Annotated in this window: 18 protein-coding genes and 1 pseudogene; 8 read left to right on the top strand and 11 right to left on the bottom strand. The window is 54.9% G+C overall.

Annotated elements, in window-relative coordinates:
- A partial coding sequence (locus AC1Q8Q_RS28755) for an inositol monophosphatase family protein (RefSeq protein ID WP_492615807.1) occupies positions 1–586 on the top strand: 586 nt, incomplete at its 5' end.
- Between the two features lie 159 nt (positions 587–745).
- Here the strand turns inward: AC1Q8Q_RS28755 and AC1Q8Q_RS28750 are convergent.
- Complete coding sequence (locus AC1Q8Q_RS28750) at positions 746–1462, bottom strand: hypothetical protein (protein WP_141195464.1); 717 nt, start codon at positions 1460–1462, stop codon at positions 746–748.
- Between the two features lie 327 nt (positions 1463–1789).
- Between AC1Q8Q_RS28750 and AC1Q8Q_RS28745 the strand changes: the two genes are divergently transcribed.
- The 3 genes from AC1Q8Q_RS28745 to AC1Q8Q_RS28735 are packed head-to-tail and all read left to right on the top strand — an operon-like array spanning position 1790 to position 4141.
- A complete protein-coding gene (locus AC1Q8Q_RS28745) occupies positions 1790–1990 on the top strand; it encodes a hypothetical protein (protein ID WP_492615806.1) in 201 nt (66 codons plus the stop codon).
- A gap of 50 nt (positions 1991–2040) precedes the next feature.
- Positions 2041–3417: an RNA-directed DNA polymerase gene (locus AC1Q8Q_RS28740; protein ID WP_492615805.1), complete on the top strand. Its 1377-nt coding sequence runs from the start codon at positions 2041–2043 to the stop codon at positions 3415–3417.
- Entirely contained in the window at positions 3407–4141 is a 735-nt protein-coding gene (locus tag AC1Q8Q_RS28735) for a hypothetical protein (protein ID WP_492615804.1), read from the top strand. Before AC1Q8Q_RS28740 ends, AC1Q8Q_RS28735 begins: the two co-directional genes overlap by 11 nt.
- A gap of 596 nt (positions 4142–4737) precedes the next feature.
- Here the strand turns inward: AC1Q8Q_RS28735 and AC1Q8Q_RS28730 are convergent.
- Genes AC1Q8Q_RS28730 through AC1Q8Q_RS28715 form a run of 4 tightly spaced genes read right to left on the bottom strand, consistent with a single transcriptional unit; the run spans position 4738 to position 9687 of the window.
- Entirely contained in the window at positions 4738–5196 is a 459-nt protein-coding gene (locus AC1Q8Q_RS28730) for a hypothetical protein (protein WP_492615803.1), read from the bottom strand.
- Positions 5193–7124 (bottom strand): hypothetical protein, encoded by a 1932-nt coding sequence (locus tag AC1Q8Q_RS28725; protein WP_492615802.1) that lies wholly within the window; start codon positions 7122–7124, stop codon positions 5193–5195. The genes AC1Q8Q_RS28730 and AC1Q8Q_RS28725 overlap by 4 nt, the downstream gene beginning before the upstream one ends.
- On the bottom strand, positions 7124–8626 hold the full coding sequence (locus AC1Q8Q_RS28720; protein ID WP_492615801.1) for a tyrosine-type recombinase/integrase: 1503 nt from the start codon (positions 8624–8626) through the stop codon (positions 7124–7126). The genes AC1Q8Q_RS28725 and AC1Q8Q_RS28720 overlap by 1 nt, the downstream gene beginning before the upstream one ends.
- On the bottom strand, positions 8623–9687 hold the full coding sequence (locus tag AC1Q8Q_RS28715; RefSeq protein ID WP_197677868.1) for a tyrosine-type recombinase/integrase: 1065 nt from the start codon (positions 9685–9687) through the stop codon (positions 8623–8625). The genes AC1Q8Q_RS28720 and AC1Q8Q_RS28715 overlap by 4 nt, the downstream gene beginning before the upstream one ends.
- A 197-nt stretch (positions 9688–9884) precedes the next feature.
- Here AC1Q8Q_RS28715 and ligD point away from each other — a divergent pair.
- Positions 9885–11723, top strand: a pseudogene (gene ligD / locus AC1Q8Q_RS28710) (DNA ligase D); the annotation flags it as partial.
- 83 nt (positions 11724–11806) lie between these two features.
- On the opposite strand, the gene AC1Q8Q_RS28705 reads toward ligD, so the two are convergent.
- The 6 genes from AC1Q8Q_RS28705 to potE form a co-directional block, all read right to left on the bottom strand.
- Positions 11807–12481: a DUF3313 domain-containing protein gene (locus AC1Q8Q_RS28705; protein WP_020798175.1), complete on the bottom strand. Its 675-nt coding sequence runs from the start codon at positions 12479–12481 to the stop codon at positions 11807–11809.
- Positions 12482–12527: 46 nt separating this feature from the next.
- Positions 12528–13796, bottom strand: coding sequence for an OmpP1/FadL family transporter (locus tag AC1Q8Q_RS28700; RefSeq protein ID WP_151141862.1), 1269 nt, complete (start codon positions 13794–13796; stop codon positions 12528–12530).
- Positions 13797–14063: 267 nt separating this feature from the next.
- Entirely contained in the window at positions 14064–14342 is a 279-nt protein-coding gene (locus AC1Q8Q_RS28695) for a DUF3303 domain-containing protein (RefSeq protein WP_033044736.1), read from the bottom strand.
- A gap of 214 nt (positions 14343–14556) precedes the next feature.
- Entirely contained in the window at positions 14557–14958 is a 402-nt protein-coding gene (locus AC1Q8Q_RS28690; RefSeq protein ID WP_454865717.1) for a hypothetical protein, read from the bottom strand.
- 173 nt (positions 14959–15131) lie between these two features.
- A complete protein-coding gene (locus AC1Q8Q_RS28685) occupies positions 15132–17417 on the bottom strand; it encodes an Orn/Lys/Arg family decarboxylase (protein ID WP_110752981.1) in 2286 nt (761 codons plus the stop codon).
- A complete protein-coding gene (gene potE / locus AC1Q8Q_RS28680) occupies positions 17414–18823 on the bottom strand; it encodes a putrescine-ornithine antiporter (protein ID WP_020798171.1) in 1410 nt (469 codons plus the stop codon). The genes AC1Q8Q_RS28685 and potE overlap by 4 nt, the downstream gene beginning before the upstream one ends.
- 182 nt (positions 18824–19005) lie before the next feature.
- Here potE and AC1Q8Q_RS28675 point away from each other — a divergent pair, with 182 nt between their 5' ends.
- The 3 genes from AC1Q8Q_RS28675 (at position 19006) to AC1Q8Q_RS28665 (ending at position 21312) form a co-directional block, all read left to right on the top strand.
- On the top strand, positions 19006–19359 hold the full coding sequence (locus tag AC1Q8Q_RS28675; RefSeq protein ID WP_168757873.1) for a hypothetical protein: 354 nt from the start codon (positions 19006–19008) through the stop codon (positions 19357–19359).
- 206 nt (positions 19360–19565) lie between these two features.
- Positions 19566–19982: an organic hydroperoxide resistance protein gene (locus tag AC1Q8Q_RS28670; RefSeq protein ID WP_033039169.1), complete on the top strand. Its 417-nt coding sequence runs from the start codon at positions 19566–19568 to the stop codon at positions 19980–19982.
- A gap of 682 nt (positions 19983–20664) precedes the next feature.
- Positions 20665–21312, top strand: coding sequence for a hypothetical protein (locus tag AC1Q8Q_RS28665; RefSeq protein WP_168757874.1), 648 nt, complete (start codon positions 20665–20667; stop codon positions 21310–21312).
- The last annotated feature ends 122 nt before the right edge of the window (positions 21313–21434 follow it).

Here is a 21434-nt window from a genome sequence, read left to right as displayed (position 1 = left end):
GACTGCCTGGCCGGATGAGCGTGGAACGGGTGGCCGGATGTTGGTGGACTGGGTGGCCGGATGGCGTGGAATGCGCATATACAAACACACACCAATCTTAGGTGTGGTCTACGCACCCGTAACGCTCGAAGGGTTTCCAGATTGCATCGCTTGGGCTGAAGGATTGTCCAATTTGCTACGCAATGGGAAATCCGTAGCCCCCAAGCTTCCGGGCATGATTTGGTCGAGCGATTGTCGCGTGATGCTCAGTTCAGCTGCCGTAAATAAGGCAGAAATAAATCACCAGCTTTGCGCTCCAAGCAGTTTTGTCTGCATGCCCTCGATTGCCTACAGGCTTGCAAAAGTAGCCGCTGGCGATGGCGTGTGCGGTGTTTCTGTATGCCAGGTATCTGCGCATGATGTTGTCGCGGGTCATGCGTTGCTTAAGGGGGCGGGCGGCGTTCTGCTCAATGAAAATGGCGAATCAATACGGTACGTAACGCAGGACAATATGCAAATAGTATCACGACGCTGTTTTGGTGGATTGGAAGCTGTGTGCCGAACATTGGCTGCTCGAGATTGGGATCGAATTTTCACCGATAAATAATTTTTTCCTGGAAAATTAGTCTGTCGCAGTAGCCAACAAACAATCCGCGTTATCCAAATCTCCATATCATTATCTGGCTGACATGGCGGCTTCCTTTACAAATTGAAGGGATAAGAATCTCGGAGCGAGCGCGATGCACGCTCCGGTTCAAGTGATTGGCTACAGGTGTTCGAGCAGCTCGATTTCGCGGGTGATGAGTGCAGTGACGTCAATCATCCCTTCGCGGGGGAACACTTCAGTATTGATTGACCACGCGTCACGACGGCCCGGTGTGAAGCGTAGTGCACCAATATCTTGAAGTAGGGCTGCAAGCGCGCTGGCGTCAGGCGGCTTACCCTTCTTGTCGGTCGCCTCGTAGTAGGCTTTGCCGATACCAAACGCGCTTTCGCCGGCACGGATCTTCGTTGCGCTGTTGGCTAATGGGAATGTCGTGCTGTCCGATACTTCCCAAAGAATATTCAACATCTTGTTGATGACCTCGATCGGGTAGCGGCGGCCTTCATGGAGCCGTATTGCGCCGTCGTCAATCTGGTAGTGGAACTTATTGCCTCTTGCAGCGGTGTAGCACTCGGTCCAAGCGTCACCAGGCATCGGGGGTGTGGTCAATTTAGCCTGAGCATTGCTCCCGTCACGAGGCAGGTCATAACCGATCATGAACAATGCAGCCTCCAGTTGGCGGAGCGCCAGTACGGCAGAGGAGGCAGCAAAGCCGCTGGCAGGTGCCCGGGCCAATGTCGCTGACAGAATCCAGCAGGACTTGAGATTCCACTCTGCATGGTGAGCACCGGTGATCAAACGCGGAAAGCTGAAACCATCCCGACTAGGGTTGCGGTTCTTGGGCGACTTGGCATGAGGGCCCTCTTTCGAAGGCGTCAAAGGAAATTCGATACAGGGCTTTTGAGCGTAGTTGTGTTTTTACACACTCTGGGCCCGTTTCTGTCGCTGCTCACAGGCAGTTGTGGGTCGAAAGATCTTCGTTTCCCCCAAGAAGGAGAAGTTCACGCTCCAGTTGGCTCGCATGAAAGTCTTGCCGCTGCAGCTGCCGGCCTAGGCACAATCCCGGACGATTCGATGTGTATGCTCAGCCGGTTACTTTACTAAGCGTCTATCGACATGCACCGGGCGTGCTGAGATGATCGGTGGGTGAGAGGATTGTCGGTGCACTGAGCCCGGCGAATAGAGGTCTTCAGCCCGGGAAAGGACATGACTGAAGTTACACTTGAGCATTTTCTGCGCGCGGCAGCTGATATCGGAGCGCACGGTGACAACGACACGCTCCCTTTCGATGTCGACACGAATTTCGTTTCAGCTAGGCAAAATGAGCTAGCAGAGGTCGCTTTCGCTTTTTCGGAGGAGCTGCGTAAAGACAGTGAATCCAATAGCAAAAAAAAATTGCAGCATTAACCGTATTTAGCGAGCGCCTTTTGGTCGCAACAGGTGCATCAGGATTCAGGGTGACTACAAAGCTCCACCCGTTTTGGAGCATTTATTTCAACGGATTGGGTGTAGCTATCGCCGATCAGTTAGAGCCAAGACGTGATCAGCGAACCTTCTCATACAGGTTCCAGACGGAGGGCGGATCTGAGCTATTCGATCGAGGCTCATCCTGGAGAGTGTTCAGAGAGGCTACGGCGAAAGAGGCTGCACGCGCTCCCAAAGGGACAGTAGTCATCCAAACGGACATTTCGAGCTTTTACGAACACATCTCGCATCATTACTTAGAAAACCTAATCGATGACCTGTTCTCAGATGGCAGGGTAGGTAACCAAATCACCGCATTGTTAACAAAATTTTCAGCTGGACGTTCTTTCGGACTACCTGTTGGAGGACAGTGCTCGCGGATTCTGGCAGAGCTGTTTTTGAACTCTGTCGACCATCAAATGACACATGATGGCTTACGGTGGTACCGATATGTCGACGATTACGTGCTCATTGCAGATTCGAATTCCGACGCTTACGCAGGGTTAGCATTTCTATCACACGCTCTCGCAGACTATGGGATCACGCTAAATAAATCGAAAACTATCATGATGACGGCTAAGCATTATGAGGAATACGTTACTACTCAACTTGGTGGTGACGATACCAATGCAGGAATTTTGAGACATGTCGACCTACATTATGATCCTTACTCTGATAACCCAGAAGGGGATTATGAGTCACTGAAAATGACTGTCGAAAATCTAGACGTCCAGAAATTGCTCGGCAGCGAATTGCAAAAGTCGCTTCCGGATAATTTCTTGATTACCCAGATAGGTAGGACACTGACATTCCACAGCCCAATCGTTGCCCTGCAACTCGCGTCTACACTGCTGGAACCGAATAACCTGCATGCCTTTCGCGCTTCGTGGTCAACCATCATGCGAGGTGTGGCTAACCTCAGAGCGGGGGCGGGATATGAAGAAATCCACTCCGATCTAGACGCGGTGATAGATAGAGTGGCTTTCCATTCTGAGCATTTACTGCAAGCTGAAGCCAGCTTGTTACACTACCTTCGGGTGCTGAAGTTCTCGCAAACGCCGCTCAGAGCTGCTTTTGTCCAAAGAACCTATAAATCTAACTCGTCCCACACAGTCAAAAGGGCATGCATAGACTGCTGGCGTCTATGGAAAGACAGGTCCGGTTTCAGCTCTGTCTCAAGCCGATGGAGCGAAATCAACGCGGAATGTCAGCGATTGACATGGCTCGCGGCCGAGTCCTTTGGAGACCAAGGGGATGGTCTACGCCGTCAGATGGGCCCAAGCCTAGAGCAATCATGGAGGCTAGGAATAGAGCGTCAGGATCGCCCGACCTTCGCCGGTCTCTATCGGAGTTGGTGTGATGACAAATAGAGCTGGGCGTGATCCGAGAACGATAGCTCGAAATATTCCCGGCATACTGAATGCTATTTTCCCAGGACTAACGCCTAGCATCGTTTCGCTTTATAACAAATCGGCTGTCGGTTGTGCGGTGGTCATCGTGCCAGTAGAAGCGATTCAAGCAAGTAAACTGCAAAAATCTCTGCTATTCGAGCTAGCCTTTGCCGTAGGTGAGCAGCTCGTCCTTGGTAACAATCCGACGTGGGGAGAATGCGTTGCCACCGCTACAGATAGGCAAAGCAGGTTCTTCGATGCAATCAGCCCATCGGAAATCTCTGAGAATGATCAACGTATCGCCCTGCGCGTAGCGGACAACCTTGTGACTATGGTCAAGCAGGTAGCTACTGATTGTAGCGCGGCTTATGGTGCGGCACCGGTGATACCCGGCTTTCGTTGGATCGCCTCAGGAACCGGCGATTTTTTTGCCGGGTCAAAGCTAATCGAGGTGAAATGCACAGCCGGTAACTTCTCCGCTGCCGATTATAGGCAAGTGGCAATGTACTGGTTGTTGAGCTATGCGGCGGCTGTAGAGACTGGCAATGATGAGTGGAGGTCTTGCGTCTTGATGAATCCGAGAACAGGCAAGCTCGTAAACATCGACTTTGATGAGTTCATTCACCTCACCGGCGGCGGCAAAAGCAAGGTAGAGACTCTCCAGGCTTTTGCTGCGACTCTTACTGAAATCCAAAAATTCTAGTTCTTCTGGCCCTTCATTGACCTACGCGACAAACACAACCCATCCCGATGGTTATATTCCCGCAAGAGCGGGGAGCTGTTTACAATCCAGCTGGCAGTCGGCTCTACTTGCGTCTCGTCGCTCGACATACTCGGCGGACTATCAGCTGGACTAGCTGTAAGCGACTTAACTATCTGGAAGAAGCTGGCCTATTGATGCACTCCAGTTCTTCATACCAGCGAATGGTGATCAATGCAGGGTATGGGAAACAGCCAAAATACTCACGAAAATCGCGAATGGACCAGCCAGACCGCGCTTCCACCTTGATCGAAAGATCGTCAGGGATGGTAGAGGTGGCTAAAAGCGAACTTCTGCGTCTAGCCGTTCTCTGCCGGCCATGCCTCCACGAATATTGGGGCAAGTCCGTGCAGTTACCTAACTGTGATCTGAAAATGGGCGAGAGCAAAACTCTCATACTCTGAGGACGATTCAAAGCATCTGGTCAAGTCCCATGCAAACAGCTGGTCAAGTAGGGTGCAATTTCGCAGCAAGCACTCCGGCTCTGCGTAGATGCCGAGTGCTTGCGGTCTTGCGGATTAGCAAGCCTGTTGTCGAAGCTACTTTACAGGCTGGGGAAACTCTAGAACCGTAGTCCCTTGAGGCAAAGCGCCGAGTTCCTGAACAGCGTCACCGATCTCTTTATACTCTTTCCAAAATCGCTCGAGTGCACCCATCCCGCCGACAAATTGAACAGCACGAATCAATCCTGCGTGCGCAGCTACAAGTTGTTTAATTTGCAATTCCAAAGCTGCCACCTCCACCGTTCGCTTTGCCGCAACACTAGCCTGCACGACAGTTGGCGTTATGCCTGTAGCAATAACGCGGACCTGAAGCTGTTTCTGACGCGCTTCAGTGATGAAGCTCATTCGAGTACTGTTTCGCGTAAATGCCGAAGCGTTCTTCAACTCAGAGTGACGTCGAGCGACTTCTCGAACGGTAATATCGATGTTTTCGGAAAGCAGCTGCTCTAGAATTGCCTTCAATTCAACATTGGTGGGGTCTTGTAATCTTCTCATGCGAAAACGTCCTTTTTGTTGGGGGATGCGTAGTCAACCCCTTCCGCGAATACATTTTGCTGTGGTTGAGCATCTAAAGCAGCTTGAACTCCCTCAATAAGCCTCACCGCATGCGTAATTTTATTGATTCGACCCATGGTTCGCGATGGTTTCGCTTCCGCTGCATGCTGCATAATTACAAGACTCTCCCGAAGGTCCAATAAGGTTTCGCGATGCTCAGGTAAACCACTTGCGGCAAAGTGTTTGCATCTGTCAAAACACTTCAAGTGTCTCGTACAAGGATTAATAGAGAAGCTATTGGTACAGAACCCATAGGGCGTTACATGAAATCCATCAGAGTTTGCTGCAAGATATGCAAACGCGGCTGCGTCGCCATGTTCTGCTTGGATGCGTTTGAATGATTGTCCTAAATGACTGATGGCCGCGATGCCACTTACCACCATCTTAGCCACAAGCTCCTGAGTGCTTCCTGGCGGAACATGAGGGCGGGAGGTCGAAGGAAGTTGAACAAACTTCAGTTTTTCCGAAAGACTCCGGTGGTCATACTCGTAGCTCTGCGCAACGGAAACCCGGCCGAATTGGTGTGTGATTGCAGTATCAGGAACGTTAAGACGAAAGAGTTCAGTATTCATAAGATGACGTAGAGAATGCGGCTTTATCGATAAATTCTTCTCCTGTGGAGTACCGCCGTATTTCTTAAAAAATGAGAGCGAACCGTTTCCTATTGTGCTGCCAAGAGCTGTATAAATACGAGGTGGGAGAGGTGTGCTAATTGCTGAATCCGGCGTGAGCGGTTCGATCAATGGGAACCTCAAAACTGATCCTGTGGTTAGGAATAGACATTGCCAAGTTCCTACGACGCGTCCTGAAGAAGTTTTAAATGTTCGAAGATCTGAGTTGGGATAGTTATTTTGCGTATGTGACTGCCTTTCCAAAATCTCCCGAAGGGAGGTCGTTGCGTTCAACGTTTCGGTGACGGTGGTTTCGATTAGGCCTTCAAATCTCGAAGGTACGTTATAAAACTTCTCAATCAAAATGTCAGGAGCTCCATCTCTTTGCTTCTCAGCGTAGTAACGCAGCTGAAGCGAGCGACCTATACCACCGATGTCACTCACATTTTTTCCAGTCACTACATCTATGTGATTGTGCCAGACTAGACAATCATCGGGGAGAGTTAAGATCTCAGTAATGCGCAGGCCAGTCAGGATAAGGAGTCTAAATACAGAAAAGATAATGCCATCATTAAACGTTGTCGGCACCTCTTGGAAGACGATTCGCGTCAACTCGAACAAAGCATGTTTGTCCGGAAGTTTGTGTCCGGTGGTTCGGGTATTGAGACCGGGTAAGAGTTCAGTTTTCGGTTTTGATTCCACTGATGGTTTGACTGGGCAATGCTCAGACAATAAGTTTTCATCAATAATTTTCGCCACCACGCTAAAGTCCCGTTTTGCTTTGTCACTCCAAGACTTAAGCGAAAGTAGAGCCTCGAAATGCTCACGCGAGACTTTATAAGGAGGTATTGTGGTGCAAGAAAACAATCGCTTAGCAGCTTTCGCAATGACTTGGGCATTATCTGCTGTCCGTCCACTCAGACAGCGGGTAGCTATGATCGCCTTGATAAAGTCTTGGACGGAGTCTGACAAAACCGCGCCCACGGGCAAGCGCGCCAATGGCCATTGTGCGTTGATCGCGAGCTCACGCACTTGGTCATCTATTCCGAATCCCACTGTTCCAGGTGCAAACCTGTCGTGGCTACCGTTTAACACTCTCAAGTCCCAATCACTACCTTCAATCGGCTTGCCTTTATCATCCATAGGTATACCCCACTGCAGCCCTTTTGCCTCGACTGCTTGGCGTATGTTATCGACAAATAGTTGAAATTGCTGGGGACGGAGTTCGCCAGGGGCGGAAAGTTGAAACACAGTCATTATTGCTTCCTCAGATGCAATTCTTCGATTGCATCCAACGCTTGCTGAGCGCCCGAGAGTGCGCGGGTGAGTTGGAGGTAGGCCGGATTTTCTGGCCGGACACCGCGCGCCAAATATACTCGAACTTGCTGGCGCATTCCTTCTACGGCATCTCTATGGGCATCCCTATCCAATGAAGGCATGAACTTCGCGCAGCCGTAGCACGAGGTTACTGGGTTGTAATTACAGTGGCTTTGGCCAGACCTACAGAGTCCGATACCTCCCACTAAACTCTCGCCAACAATCCCGCCAATTTGTTGGTCTTCATCAGAATTAAGCATCTCTTCAAGAGTCACGAATTTTCTGTAAGCAATGCCGTGTATTTTATTGTAGAGTTTGGAAGCTCCCAGGGCTGAGTTAATGAGCTGCGTTTGCTGCAAGCTGGCACGAACATAAACTGCGGCGCTTGCTATACCTGTATGCCCTAAGAACTGTTGGATGCTTTCGCGTGTGTGTCCGGCATCTGCTAACGCCTGAGCGGCTGTATGTCGAAGGTGCGGCGCGGTACATGTAAGTTCCACATTAAATAATTTGCACAGGGTTTTCGCGCGGTACCACAGCAACGAAGAAGTAGATGTGTCGAAGAGTCGTGATCTCCCTGAATTTACCGCGATTGTATGGAGTCGAGCGATTATGGGAACCCATTCTGGTTTGATCTGACGGACTATTTCAAATGTCTCACCGTTTTTTTGTTTGGCCGCATGGAAAGATGCGACGCAGGCAGTCTCGTTCGATGCGTCTTTAAAAAATCTAACGTGTTGCACGTTGAGGCATAAAACTTGAATTGGCCGGACACCATGCTGATATATAAGTAACAGTGCGGCAGCCCCTTCGAGCTGTATTGTCGAAAGATCTGTAATGCACGCGGCAGCATCCAGTGCTTTGATAATGCCTGCGTGTAGATGTACGTTGATAAGGTGCTGCCGAGTCTCAATGTTACCCGTGTGTCTGGCGACTTCAGAGTTCGCTCGAGTATCCAGGCTATTAACTACCGGTGTCGCCCGACCACTCCAGTGGTCTACATTTGCTGTGCACGCTAGCTTGAGGACATTTTTGTATGTACCGGCAAGTGGGATTGTGTCAACATACTCGTCCCATGTTGCTTTTATATTTTCAGGTCGGGTGTGAAGGAGCGCTACGACAATATCCCACTTCTGTACTAGCAGACGTCCCGTCCGATGGAGTGTACCTGGGCTAGACCGGCCACTGATTAGTAAGGCTAGTCTTCTCTGGAGCGAACCAGTGCTACCGCTAGCGAAAACGATTGATTCTACGTTGCCCTTGTAACTAAACCGCCAAGTGTCTTCTTCTGAGTGAATTATATAGTTAGTGTCGGTGTACTTGTCATATATGGGAAGCGTTGTTGGTGCAACTGGCCATGCCCAATCAAGTACTGAACCATATCCGTCACCCCCAGAATGAGCCGTAGTAGGATTCTTTGTTTGGTCAGGTATCGAATTCATGGCGTGAGCCCCCGCAGAATGCTCGTCCTGGTATCAAAGAGTTGGCCCCATATACGTAGCAAGTCTTCTTGAATCGCTGCACGTGCATAGTGCTCAGGCATAGACGATTGCGCGGACCATCCGAAGAAAGCGCGTAAGCGCTGGAATGTGAGATCTCTGTTTGGCTCATGAGCCATGAACATGGAGTATCTGGCGGTGGCACAGGTATGCCTGAGATCATGTGGCGATATTCTTCCTTTACCACCGCTGCGCTCGGTAAATCGAGAAAGCAATTCTGAAGAAATAGCGCTTGAGAGTTTGGTGAAAACCTTGGTTATTGCCTCAGCAGAAAGAGGCGCACCATTCATGGCTGTAAGTAGAAGACCATGCTCCTTCCCGTTGTGTCGGTATTCCGATACGTACTGCTCAAAGAGAAAAGCAAGGTCTGCCGATATTGGCACCTGCCGATGCGAATGCTCTGTCTTCATGCTTGGCGAGCTAGAGCGTGGGTCATGCTCTGTAGTCGTTGTTACGTCAAGCCAATAGACGACTTCGCATGTTTCTAAATCTACGTCGGATTTGAGCGAGCCACACTCCAGCAACATCAACTCGCCTCGACGCAATCCAGCGAGAAGTAAAAGGTTAACGATTAGCCAGTTTCTTGTCTGAACGAGTTCATCATGAAATGGATTGCGATCGGATCCCGGGTTTGCAACATCCAGTAAATCAATCAGTGTACCTACAGGAATCGCGCGAATGAAACGGAAACGACCTCGGTGGGGTTTTCGAATCCTCCCCATAGCCCCTAAGGTCGAGGACAATGAACGCCATGCCTGACTCGATGGCGCTCGTTGTCGTGAGAGGTGCCGAACAAATTCGCGTACTGCATCCCAGCGCTGCACAGCAGTTGTTGTGTAGTCCGGAGTTGAAGTGAGTTCCAAGTAAAACGCTTCGACAAGTTTCTGGGTAGATACAGCATCACGATGGCTGACTGCGAAATCGAAGGAATCGAGCCCAAATCGGTCATCACAGAAAGAGTAGAAGGCGTCAATGTGTCGAAGCTTTGTCTTGCGCGTATTCACGGCGAGAGCATGTCCTTGAGTAGACAATGACCAAGCTGTCGCCCAGTACCGAGGCAGCATGCGATGAGGGTCTACGATGACAAAGTTCGGTAATGCGTCTGTGTGAATAATCATGAAATGCAACGCTCAATAGGTACAGTTTAGTATTACGGCTCCCATCCAAGAAACTTGAATCGCAACGGTTGTACAGGTGCCTATTGAAGTTCGACGGCTACCGCATCATGGCGCGTATCGACCATGACGAGGTCAAGCTCTTCACTCGCAACGGCCACGACTGGACCCACAAGCTGCCCGACCAGGCCAAGGCGCTGGCGGGGCTGGGCCTGGAATCGGCCTGGCTCGACGGTGAAATGGTGGTGGCCGACGAGCAAGGCGTACCGGATTTCCAGGCCTTGCAAAATGCCTTCGAAGCGGGCCGCAGTGGGAATATCCTCTACTACCTGTTTGATTTGCCCTATCTCAATGGAGTGGACCTGCGCGAAGTGCCCGTCGAGGAGCGCAGGGCGGCGCTCTCGACCGTGCTCAAAACCAGCAAAGACCCATTGCTGCGCTTCTCCGACGCCTTTGGCGAAGACCCGGAAGCCCTGCTCAATAGCGCCTGCCAGATGCAAATGGAAGGCCTCATCGGCAAACGCCTGGGGTCGCCCTATGTATCGCGGCGCAGCAGTGACTGGGTCAAACTCAAATGCAAGCATCGACAGGAATTCGTCATCGTCGGCTTCACCGACCCCAAAGGTTCACGCAGTGCCTTCGGTGCGTTGCTCTTGGGGTTGCACGACCGCGACAGCGGTGAGTTGCGATACGCAGGCAAGGTCGGCACCGGGTTCACCGAGGCAACGCTCAACAGCATTCATCAACAACTCAAGCCCTTGCAGACGAAAAAAGCCGCCGTGGTCAACCCGCCCAGCGGTGCCGAGTTCAAGGCTGTGCATTGGCTCAAACCCAGCCTGCTGGCGGAAGTGGCCTTTGCCGAAATGACCAAGGACGGTTCGGTGCGCCATGCGGTGTTCCATGGTCTGCGCGATGACAAGCCCGCCAAAGACATTACCGAGGAGCGACCGACTGCCGTGAAAACTACCCCCGCGAAAAAAACCGTCGCCAAACCGACGACCTCGAAGAAGAAAGTCGAACCAGCACCCTCTCAAGTCGGTCTTGAGCAGGGCAAGGTACGCATCACCCACCCCGACCGGGTGATCGACGCCAGCACGGGCGCGACCAAAGTGCAGCTGGCGCAGTACTACGCCAGTGTTGCCGAATGGATTCTGCCGCAGCTCAAGGACCGACCCGTGGCGCTGGTACGCGCGCCAGATGGCATCGCTGGCGAACTGTTTTTCCAGAAAAACGCGGAACGCCTGGCGATCCCCGGCATCACCAGCCTCGACCAGCAACTCACGGGCCAGCCGATGATGGTCATCAACAATGCCGAAGCCTTGATTGGTGCGGTGCAGATGAGCACGGTCGAGCTGCACACCTGGAATGCTACCACCGACAACCTCGACAAACCCGACCGCTTCGTCCTCGACCTCGACCCGGACCCGGCGCTGCCATGGAAGCGCATGGTCGAGGCCACTCAGTTGACCCTGACGGTGCTCGACGAACTGGGGCTCAAGGCGTTCCTCAAGACCAGCGGCGGCAAAGGTATCCACCTGGTGGTGCCGCTGACTCGCAAGCACGGCTGGGATGAGGTCAAGGACTTCAGCCACGCCATTGTCAGCCACATGGCCAAGATGCTGCCGGAGCGTTTTTCTGCTGTTTCGGGGCCGAAGAACCGGGTGGGGCGGATCTTCATCGACTACCTGCGTAACGGCTTGGGCGCCACCACCATCTGCGCCTACGCCGTGCGTACCCGCGAAGGGCTGCCGGTGTCGATGCCGATTTTTCGAGAAGAAGTGCCAACGCTCAAGGGCGGCAACCAGTGGAACATTCACAACGTGCATGAACGCCTGGCAGAAGTGGGCGATGAGCCTTGGGCGGACCTGAAGAAAACCCGGCAGACGATTACTGCCGAGATGCGACGGCGAGTGGGAATGAAGTAGGAGCTGCCGCAGGCTGCGATCTTTTGATGTTGTTTTTTATAATCAAAAGATCGCAGCCTGCGGCAGCGCCTACAGCACTTGCGTTATTTTATGAAGGCCTGGAAGTCGCTACCCAACTTGTCGATCGCCGCCTTGAAATCCTGCGCGGTGATTTTCTGGCTTTCGTTTGACAGCTGTTTGCCGAACACCTTGCGCACCACCTTGGCCACGGTCTGGTTGCTTTTCGCGTCGATGAACTCTGCTTCGATAAACAGTTCGGTGTCCTGGTCCCGATGACCGGTGGCGGCCTGTGTCGCACCGACGACGGCGGCGATGGGCACTACTTCATACCATTTCATCCCTTCGTTGGAAGCGCTCACACCGGTGATGGCGGCGCGCATGACCAGGGTTTTCGCTCCCTTGGGTGCGGCGCTTGGACTGGAAACCACGCGGTACTTCTGCCCCAGTGTCGACTTGGCTTTGCTGGTCATGTAGTTCTGGATGTCATTGAGGGTCTGCTGGTTGACCCGCTCGTTGGGCTTGGGGGCCGGGTAGAGCTCCAGGCGGTTGAACGCCACCGTGTCATAGGCGTCGGGGTTCCACGATGGGCTGACCCAGCGCATCGCCGTGCCACCGCTGGGCGTTTCGACTTCCTGAAGGTTGTTGTAGTTGGACAGGTAGCCGGAGTACTGCTCCCGCTCGGTGACTTTCGAGGTACAACCGCCGAGCAGAAGCCCGGCCAAGGCAGTGCCGACAAGCAATTTACGGGACAGGTTCATAGTGCGGTGTGCTCCTTGGGTAATTCGTCTAAGCGTAGTCAGATAATCAGAAACGCCAAGTCATGTTCCCGGTCACGGCTTGAATCCAGGTATTGTCGAATTGACCGGAAATTCTATTGCGAGACAGGTCCTTGCTCTGGTCAACCGGCATGTCGCCCATCCAGACCATGGCCCAACTGAGGTTGACGTCGGTGTCTTTGTTCAGCGCATAGGTGGCGCCCGTCGCAATGCGCCAGGATTCGGCCATGGGCACGATCACCGAACGCTTGCTGTCGGACACGGCACTGCTGTCGTAAGCCACGCCGACGTTCCACAGCCACTGCTCGGTGGCCTGGTATTGCGCGCCGAGTGACAGGTGCCAGGTGTCCTTGAAACCGGCGTCGATGTTGGTGGATCGGGCATCGTTTGCCGAGGTGTCGACCTGGACGCCGATATCGCCGAATTCCGACCAGTCCTGCCAGTTGATCGAGGCCAGCAGCGCCCATTGCCGGTCCAGTTGCTGGAACAGGCTCAGGGTCACGGTTTGCGGCACGGTGATATCAAGTTCGGTATTGGTACCATCCAGACGTTGCAGTAGCGGTCCGTTTCCCTTGATGTCCAGCCCGTCCTCGAACTCCAGGTCGACCTTGCTGGTGTAGGTCAGTCCGATGCGGGTGCCAGGTTGCGGGGCGTAGATTACCCCGACGTTGGCGCCGAAGCCCCAATCCTTGTCCTTGTATTTGAACTGGCCGTCGCCGCGTTCGGTGAAGCCGAAGGGCGAGCGGTCAATCGCGGTCTGGGCCTGGAGCATGCCGTACATGGCTTTGACGCCGACACCCACCGACCACTGATCGTTGAAGCGGTACGCCACGCTGGGCACCAGCGACAGGCCGAGCAGGCTGGAATTCTGCGAAAAGTAGCGCCCCGACCAGTCATTGTCGTAATTGACCGCCAACCCGAAGTCGCCGTACTGGCCGAAGCCCACGCTCCAGTGGTCGTCCAGTTCATGGCTGACGAAAAAACTGCCACCGGGCAACGGATCAAGGGCGTTGCCGCTGCCACTCCCGGAGACGTTGGTGCCATCGTCGCGATCGAACGATATATCGCCGTAGAGCACCTGCAAGCCGGCGGTGATCTGCGTGCCTGGCAAGTAGCTCATGCCCGCCGGGTTGCTGGCGATGGTGGAAGGGCCCTGGGCCCGGGCGGCGGCACCGGCGTTGGCCAGGCCGACGTTATCGGTGCCGACTTCGTAAAGCATGATGCCGCCAGCCTGTACCTGCTGGCAGCACAGAGCGAGCAATGAGACGGCGGGTAGGGCGCAATTTTTCAGCTGCATGGGGTCACCTTTGTGCATTCCCATTACGGACACCGGTGGCTGTCGCCATCGACCGGTGTCAACTCCCCTGAGAGCAGTCAACTGACTGCCATGAAATTTGTTTCCCACGCGAAAGAGCGTAGGTAGGTCTCGTGAAATATCCAGTAATTAGTGAGTTAAAACCGATAGTTCAGGCTAAGGCTCAAGAAGCGCTTCCAGGGGACTCAACGCGTTCTGCCGCATCGCTTCGAATCGAGGCGGCGAGCAGGTCTCGCCGCCTCGAGACCATTACTTGCCGGCAGCGGTTGCCAGCAACGGGGCTATCTGTTCGTCAGTCAGTGCCGCCTGGACCTCCATGGTCATCAGGTCGCTCCATTGCAGCACCCACTTTTGGATCAGTACCGGATCATTGGCCTCGGCCACGCCAAAACCGGCCGCGCCACCCACTGCGTGCCAGCGTCCGAGCATCTTGACGCCTTCCGGTGGCGCGCCACCGGTCTTGAGAAAGCGCTCGATCGCGCTGTTGCGATTGGCCGAACTGATTTTCCAGCTGACGATGAACAACATCTGCCACCTCCTTCCAGGGATTGGCACCTGCCTGTCTTCGCGCACCGGGTTGGCGCCGGGACCTCGGTCACGTTTGCCTTGCCAGTGTCATCCTGTCTGGCCTGAAACGATTGCTCCCTGCAGAAGGCATAGCAGCGCCACGCACTTCACGTACGACCGCCGATCCTCTTTTACAGGGGGTGTATGACAGCTGTCTCAGCGCTGAAACAGGCAATCAGGTGTCACGCAACAGGTCGTTGGCGTTGAGCAGCTCGAAGGCGATTTGCGGGCGCTTCTCCATGGCCCGGCGAATCGCCGCCGGGATCGCTGCCCGGGTCTTGCGGCATAGTCCTGGCAGTTCGTCGATGTGAATGCCGATGCCGCGCATGGTCCGCACTTCATTGAAACCGGGAGCGATGTTCACGCGAATGCCCAACTGCTCGAACATCCGCCGTTGCAGGTGTTCGAGGTCCTGGAGGCTTTGCAAGTTTTCCAGGCGTTCGACAAGGCGTTTTTCTTCCGCGCGGGTCAGGAACAGGATGCGCACATCCGCACCCGGTGTTTCCAGCAGCGGGTCACGCCCGCAGTCGCAGGCGCCGGGCGGGCAGGGTTGGCGGATCGGGGCAGAGGTGGTCATGGGATTCAATCATAGAGCGCAGTGATCGAATTTGCCCATAGGTAATGTGATCCCTGTAGGAGCGAGCCTGCTCGCGATGGACGTCAACGATGACGCGGGCTGTCTGGATGCCCGCGTTGTCTGGACGTTATTCGCGAGCATGCTCGCTCCTACAGGGGGTTTGCGGGTCCCTGTTATTTCAGTACCAGCATCCGATAAACCCCGGCCTCGGCTTCGATCCCGTGGGTGTCATGGGTGAACCCCGGGAAGGACCTGTCGAAGGCTTCCAGTGCCTTGAGATAGGCCAGCAGCGGCCCGTCGGCAGCCCCGGCGTTCTCACCCGGCATCAGCAAGGGAATGCCCGGCGGATACGGCACGATGCCGGTGGCGGCAATGCGCCCGGCGGCTTGTTCCAGGGTGACCAGTTCGATGTCGTTGCGCACCAGTTTCTCGTAGGCCTCCACCGGGCTGAAGACGGCTTGCGGCAGCGTGCCGAACGCCTGGGCCATGGCCGAGGTGGTCTTGTGTAACTTCATGGCGGCGAAGATTTCGTCCGCCAGGTCCTTCAGGCCCATGCCGGCGTAACGGGTCTGGTTACCGGCCAGCAGGTCAGGCAGGCACAGCTCCAGTTCGACGTTGTCGTCATAGTCGCGCTTGAAGTCCAGCAGCGCGTTGACCAGCGTGCCCCATTTGCCCTTGGTGATGCCGATGGAGAACAGGAACAGGATTGTGAAGTCGGTGGTTTTCTCGACGACGATGCCCTGGCGTCCGAGGTACGCCGTCAGTACACAGGCCGGGATGCCCGTGGCCAGCAGGTTGCCGTCGTCGCCCATGCCAGGGCTGAGCACCGAGACCTTGATCGGGTCGAGCATGCAGTAGCCTTCCTCGATGTCGCCAAAGCCGTGCCACACCTCGTTGGGGTGCAGGACCCAGCATTTGGGCTCGGTCTTGAGCAGCAGCGGATCGACTTCGTGGAACGGCACGGTGGCATTGCCCACTTGCACGGTGGGTGGCTGCCAGCAGGTGAAGAACCAGTCGTCCTTGCTCGACATCTCGTGGTGCATGCGTGAGATGACCTGGCGGAAAGACACGGCCTCTTCTATGGATTCGCTGGTGAGGATCTGCCCGCTGGGCGCTTCCATCATCGCCGAGCTGACATCGCAGGAGGCCATGATCGCGTAGTTGGGCGAGGTCGAGGCGTGCATCATGTACGACTCGTTGAAGCGTCCGTGCTCGATCGGGTTACGGCCGTTGCGCACGTGAATCATCGAGGCCTGCGACAGGGCCGCCAGCAACTTGTGGGTCGACTGGGTGGCAAATACGGTCGGCTTCGAAGCATCGTGGTCGTCCGGGCTGCCGTGCATGGCGTGGCGGTCGCGGTACAGAGGGTTGAAGCGAGCATAACCGTACCAGGCTTCGTCGAAATGCAGGCGGTCGACACTCTGGCCCAGCAGTTCTTCGACGCGGGTGACGTTGTAGGTCAGGCCGTCGTAGGTGGAGTTGGTGATGATCGCGTGGACCGGCGTCGGATCGATGCCTTCCTTGACCAGTGGGTTGTTGGCGATGGCCGCTTTCACGCCCTCGCTGCTCAGGGTTTGCGGGAGGATCGGGCCGATGATGCCGTAGCGGTTACGCGTCGGTACCAGATAGGTCGGCAGCGCCCCCGAAAGGGTCATCGCATGCTCGGCGGACTTGTGGCAATTGCGGTCGCACAGGGCGATCTGGTTACGCGTGACGCTGGCCATGAGGATCACGCGGTTGGACATCGACGAACCGTTGGTCACGTAATACGTGCGATGGGCGCCGAAAACCTTGGCCGCATAGCGCTCGCCCTGGCCAATGGGGCCACTGTGATCGAGCAGCGAACCGAGTTCACCGACCGAGATCGACAGGTCGGAACGCAACAGGTTTTCCCCGAAGAACTCGTAGAACGCCCGGCCCGCCGTGCTTTTCAGAAACGCCGTGCCACCGGCATGACCGGGGGTGTGCCAGGAATATTCATAGGACCGGGCAAACTTCACCAGCGCGCCGAACATGGGCGGCAGGGCGGCCTGGCGATAGCGTTCGATGGCCGCCAGGATACGTCCGCTGAGGAAGCGGCTGGTGTCCTCCGGTAGCCAGATGAAGTCGTCGGCGTGTTGCATGACCAGGAGCGGAATGCTCGACGCGGTGGTCCGGTCGCTGATCAGGAACACGGGCACGCGCGTGTTGCGCTCGCGCAGCTTGACCAGCAATTTGATGCAGTCTTCGTGACCTTCGCTGGTGTCCATTTCCCAGCTGATCAGCACGCATTGAACGGCCGGGTCCGAACGCAGGATCGACGCGGCATCGCTGAGGCTTTCCGAGGCCAGTACGCTGACGCCACGTCCCTCTACGTCACTGACCAACTGAGTCAGGGCGCGACCAAACACCGTGCGCTTGTCCGCTGGGTTGCTGACCACCAGCGCGAGCATCCCGAGTGAGTGTTTATATTCCGTCATGCGTGAATCTCCAGAGTGGCTTTTTTCAGGCTATTCACCGGCACCGGTTGGCCAGTGATGTGCTGCGCGCTGACTGTTTGTGTCGGCACGCTGTTGTTGAGTGCTTCAAGGCGAATCAGGCGGTTGTTGACGAAACCGAACAGGGTGTAGCCGAAAATGGTCGCCACACCGCCGAGCATCAGCGCCTGTTCGCCGGAACTGTAGAGCGCCAGGTAGCTGTAGGCCGCCGCCACCCAGGCAATGATGTTGGTAGCCAGCGCCTTGCCGGCGGGTACGTTGGAGACCTTTTGCATGGTCATCAACGCGGCCATGGAGAGGATGTACGGCACCAGGTTGGTGACCACCGCGAGGTTGACCAGGGTGTCGAACTGTTTACTGAGGTCCGGGCTGATGGTGAGGAAACCCAGGGCCGTCTGCGCCGCCAGCAGCACCAGCATGCCGACGATGGGCGTCCCGGCCTTGTTGGCCTTGGCGAAGATCGACAGGAAGTAACCGGTGTCCGCCGAGCTCTTGTAGACCTGGGCAATGGTGAACTGCCAACCCAGCAGCGAGCCGATGCAGGCCAGTACCATCGCTGCCATCACAATGTCGCCAACCAGTGGGGTGAACATCTTCGCGAAGACCAGGCCGAACGGTGCGGTGGAGGCGGCCAGTTCCGGGTTATCGACGATGCCGGCAATCACGTTGGTGGAAACGATGTAGATCACTGCCGCACCCAGGGTGCCGCCGAGCACCGCAATCGGTACGTTCTTCTCGGGGTTTTCCACCGCATCGGTGTTGGCACATGCTGACTCAAGGCCCAGGAATGCCCACAAGGTGATCGCCACCGAGGCCCCCGCGGCGTCGTACCAGGCCATGTTGTGCGGGTTCCAGCCGGCGGCATACACGCTGCTGTCGAACCAGAACCAGCCAATGGTCGACACCAGCACTACCGGCGCAATCACGCCCCATACGGTGACTGCGCCAATGCGACCAGTAATTCGCGCACCGCCAAAGTTGGCGAACGTGGTGATCCACAGTAATGCGATGGTCGCCAGGCCCACTTGCAGTGAGTCCAGTTCAATGTGGAACAGTTCCTGGATGTAGCCGACCGCGGTAATGCTGATCGCCACGTTGGCAATCAGCAACGAGAGGCCATAGGTGTAGTTGGTGATGTAGTTTCCGGCCTTGCCGAAGGTGTACTCGGCATATCCCCCCATGCCGCCGGTTTTTCGACTGAGCATCCCGCATCGCGCAAAGGCGTAGGCCAATGCCAGTGAACCGGTGGCTGTAATCAACCAGGAAAGAATTGAAATCGACCCGACTTCCGCCAGTTTCGACGGTAGTAGCACAATGCCTGAGCCCAACATGTTGACCGCGGTCAACATCGTCAGTTGCCCCACACTCATTTTCTTTGCGACTGACATTCCGTTGCCTCATTAGTTGGCGGTGAGAGCTTAGCTATAGCAAAGTTCTGAAATGTCGCAAGAAAATGACTTTCGTTTACTGACGCGAGTCAATCAAATGCATAGAAGGCATTATGGTGGCCCCCAGATTTCCCGTTTGTTGCCAGAATCGCTTTATTTTCAGGCGGTTAGGTGGAATGCAAATGCGCAATGTCTGGGTCGCGCTGATCTCTTTCAGCGTTGCGGGTCTTACAGTTTCTGCCCAGGCCAGGGAACTGAAGCCCGATGATACTTATATGTGCAGTTGGGGCGCGGGTACGGCGGCAAGAGCCCAGGAACTCAAGTTGTCCGGAGTTTCGCTGTATGCGGCACGGCAAAAAATCCAGTCGTACAAGTTCGCCAAGTCATGGATGCGGATGATGGCAATGGGCATTACCGAACAAACTTACGACAGCCCGACACGGCTCAAGCCTGCGGCGGTCCGGCAGAGTTTTTATGATGATTGTGTGAAGTACAAGTTGGCGAGTAGGCGCGAGCATGCTCGCGAAAAACTTTAGAGCACCGCGGGGTGTCAAGCTCCCCGCGTAATCGTGGACCTTCATCGCGAGCCTGCTCGCGCCTGCAAAGTTTGCGTGTTGCAGGAGGGCCTTTGTCGGAACGGGCGCTGAGTCGGGCACCGCCGTCTATATTGAATGCCTGGCACCAAGCCGGAAGACTGATTCACCTGACAATGCATAAACCTCAATTCAATCAGGAGATCATCATGACCCAGCTCGACAAAGTCCTGTACACCGCAAAAACCCATACCACCGGCGGCCGGGACGGCGCCTCGCGCAGTTCCGACGGCATCCTGGACATCAAGCTGTCGTCGCCGGGCGCAGGCGGCGGTGGCACTAATCCGGAGCAGTTGTTCGCCGCCGGTTGGTCAGCCTGCTTCATTGGCGCGATGGGCGTGGCTGCCAAAGAACTGAAAGTGGCATTGCCCAAGGACGTGGCCGTCGATGCCGAGGTGGACTTGGGTACCAATGAAGGCGGCTATCTTCTGCAGGCCCGGCTGAATGTGAGCCTGCCGGGACTGGATCGCGAAACCGCACAGAAACTGGTCGACACCGGGCACAAGTATTGCCCGTACTCCAAGGCCACCCGCAACAACATCAACGTGACATTGAAGTTGGTCTGATTTGAGATATAAAACGCGCTTGGCGACTGCTTGGAGAAGCAATGTCGCCAAGACTCAATAAATATTAAATGATCAACAATGGGTTGTTAGTGTCGCAATGTTTGGAGGCTAAGTTGACCCGGAGAGCACAGGGATCTTCCTGTGCCCGGGATGCTTGAAATCGACAAGCCCTGAAAATAGTATGACTGTTTGTTGGCGGGCGATATCAATCAGCCCTCTCGCGATTGCCCCCGCTTTTTTCTCCACGACAACTAGTGGATCCAATTATAAGTGTCAATGCTCATGTAATCCAACGAACTCAGCTGTCATGGGCCTAAACGCGTAAGTTGATGACCGATCATCCATGTCGGTGGCGCCGATGCCGCTACCGCTTGTCGGTGCTGTGGTTAAAAAATGAACATTTGCGCGCTGTAGGCCTCAGATCCTGCAGCACGGCATCCATGGCCGGCTCTCGCAATCGAAAAAAAGAAGCGGAATTAGAACCTCAAATGCAATTAATGCAGATGGGGATTTTTTTACCCGAAAATTGAGAGGTAGTAACTAAGATGTCATCAACTCCCTTACTGATCCAATAGGATATCAATAATAATCTATTGGTCGGTTTTCCTGTATGAGCAAGGTCGAGCGGAAAAAGCCTGCTGACTGACCGATCTGTACTGTCGAATAAGGTGGAGAGATACCCGTGACGATAAATACAATTATGAGCCTGATCGAACATAAAGAATTCATGGAGTTTTTGCGGCTGGGCGTTGTTTACGTTCATTTGCTCGCCTGTTGTGTGGCGATAGGTTTGGTGTTGACCAGTGATATTGCAATGGTCAGGGATATATTGAAACGCAAAGTGTTCACTGAACATGACAATGCACACATGGAGAGTCTTCAGAAATCTGTCGTGGTGGCATTGATCTGCTTATGGGTGACGGGCACTGCCATCATCGGCATCGACTACCTCGGCAAAGGCACGGAATACTTCATGAATCCGAAGCTTCACGCCAAGGTGATCATTGTCGTGCTGCTGACCTATAACGGCGTCCTGCTGCACCGACTGGTATTGCCGGCCCTGCAAAAGGCAGGCTCCTTGCTCGAACTCGGATTCAGCGCCCGGATGCTTGCCCTGTTTTGTGGGTCACTATCGGCGGTGTCGTGGCTGTATGCCGCCATGCTCGGCGTCGGCCGTCCCTTGGCCTGGAAATATTCGCTCTCCGATCTGTTGATGGCGTACCCGGTTCTGATCATGCTCGGCTTCTTGACGATGCTGGCGCTGACTCAGCGAGCCAAGCGCCACAACACGACCGTCACGCCGCAATGGGCGGCTGCCGGCATGCAATGACTGGGTGACGCGCGAGTGCCTGGTTCGTTGGCGCTGAAGTGAAGACGGTCCTGGCGGCAGATTTTGCGGAGTATCGTCGCCAGGACCTGAAAGCATCCGGCGCACAGGCCTTGAGTGAGGGT

Source organism: Pseudomonas sp. GW823-FHT06B06, assembly GCF_058795195.1.
This window is presented reverse-complemented; position numbering and strand designations above follow the sequence as displayed.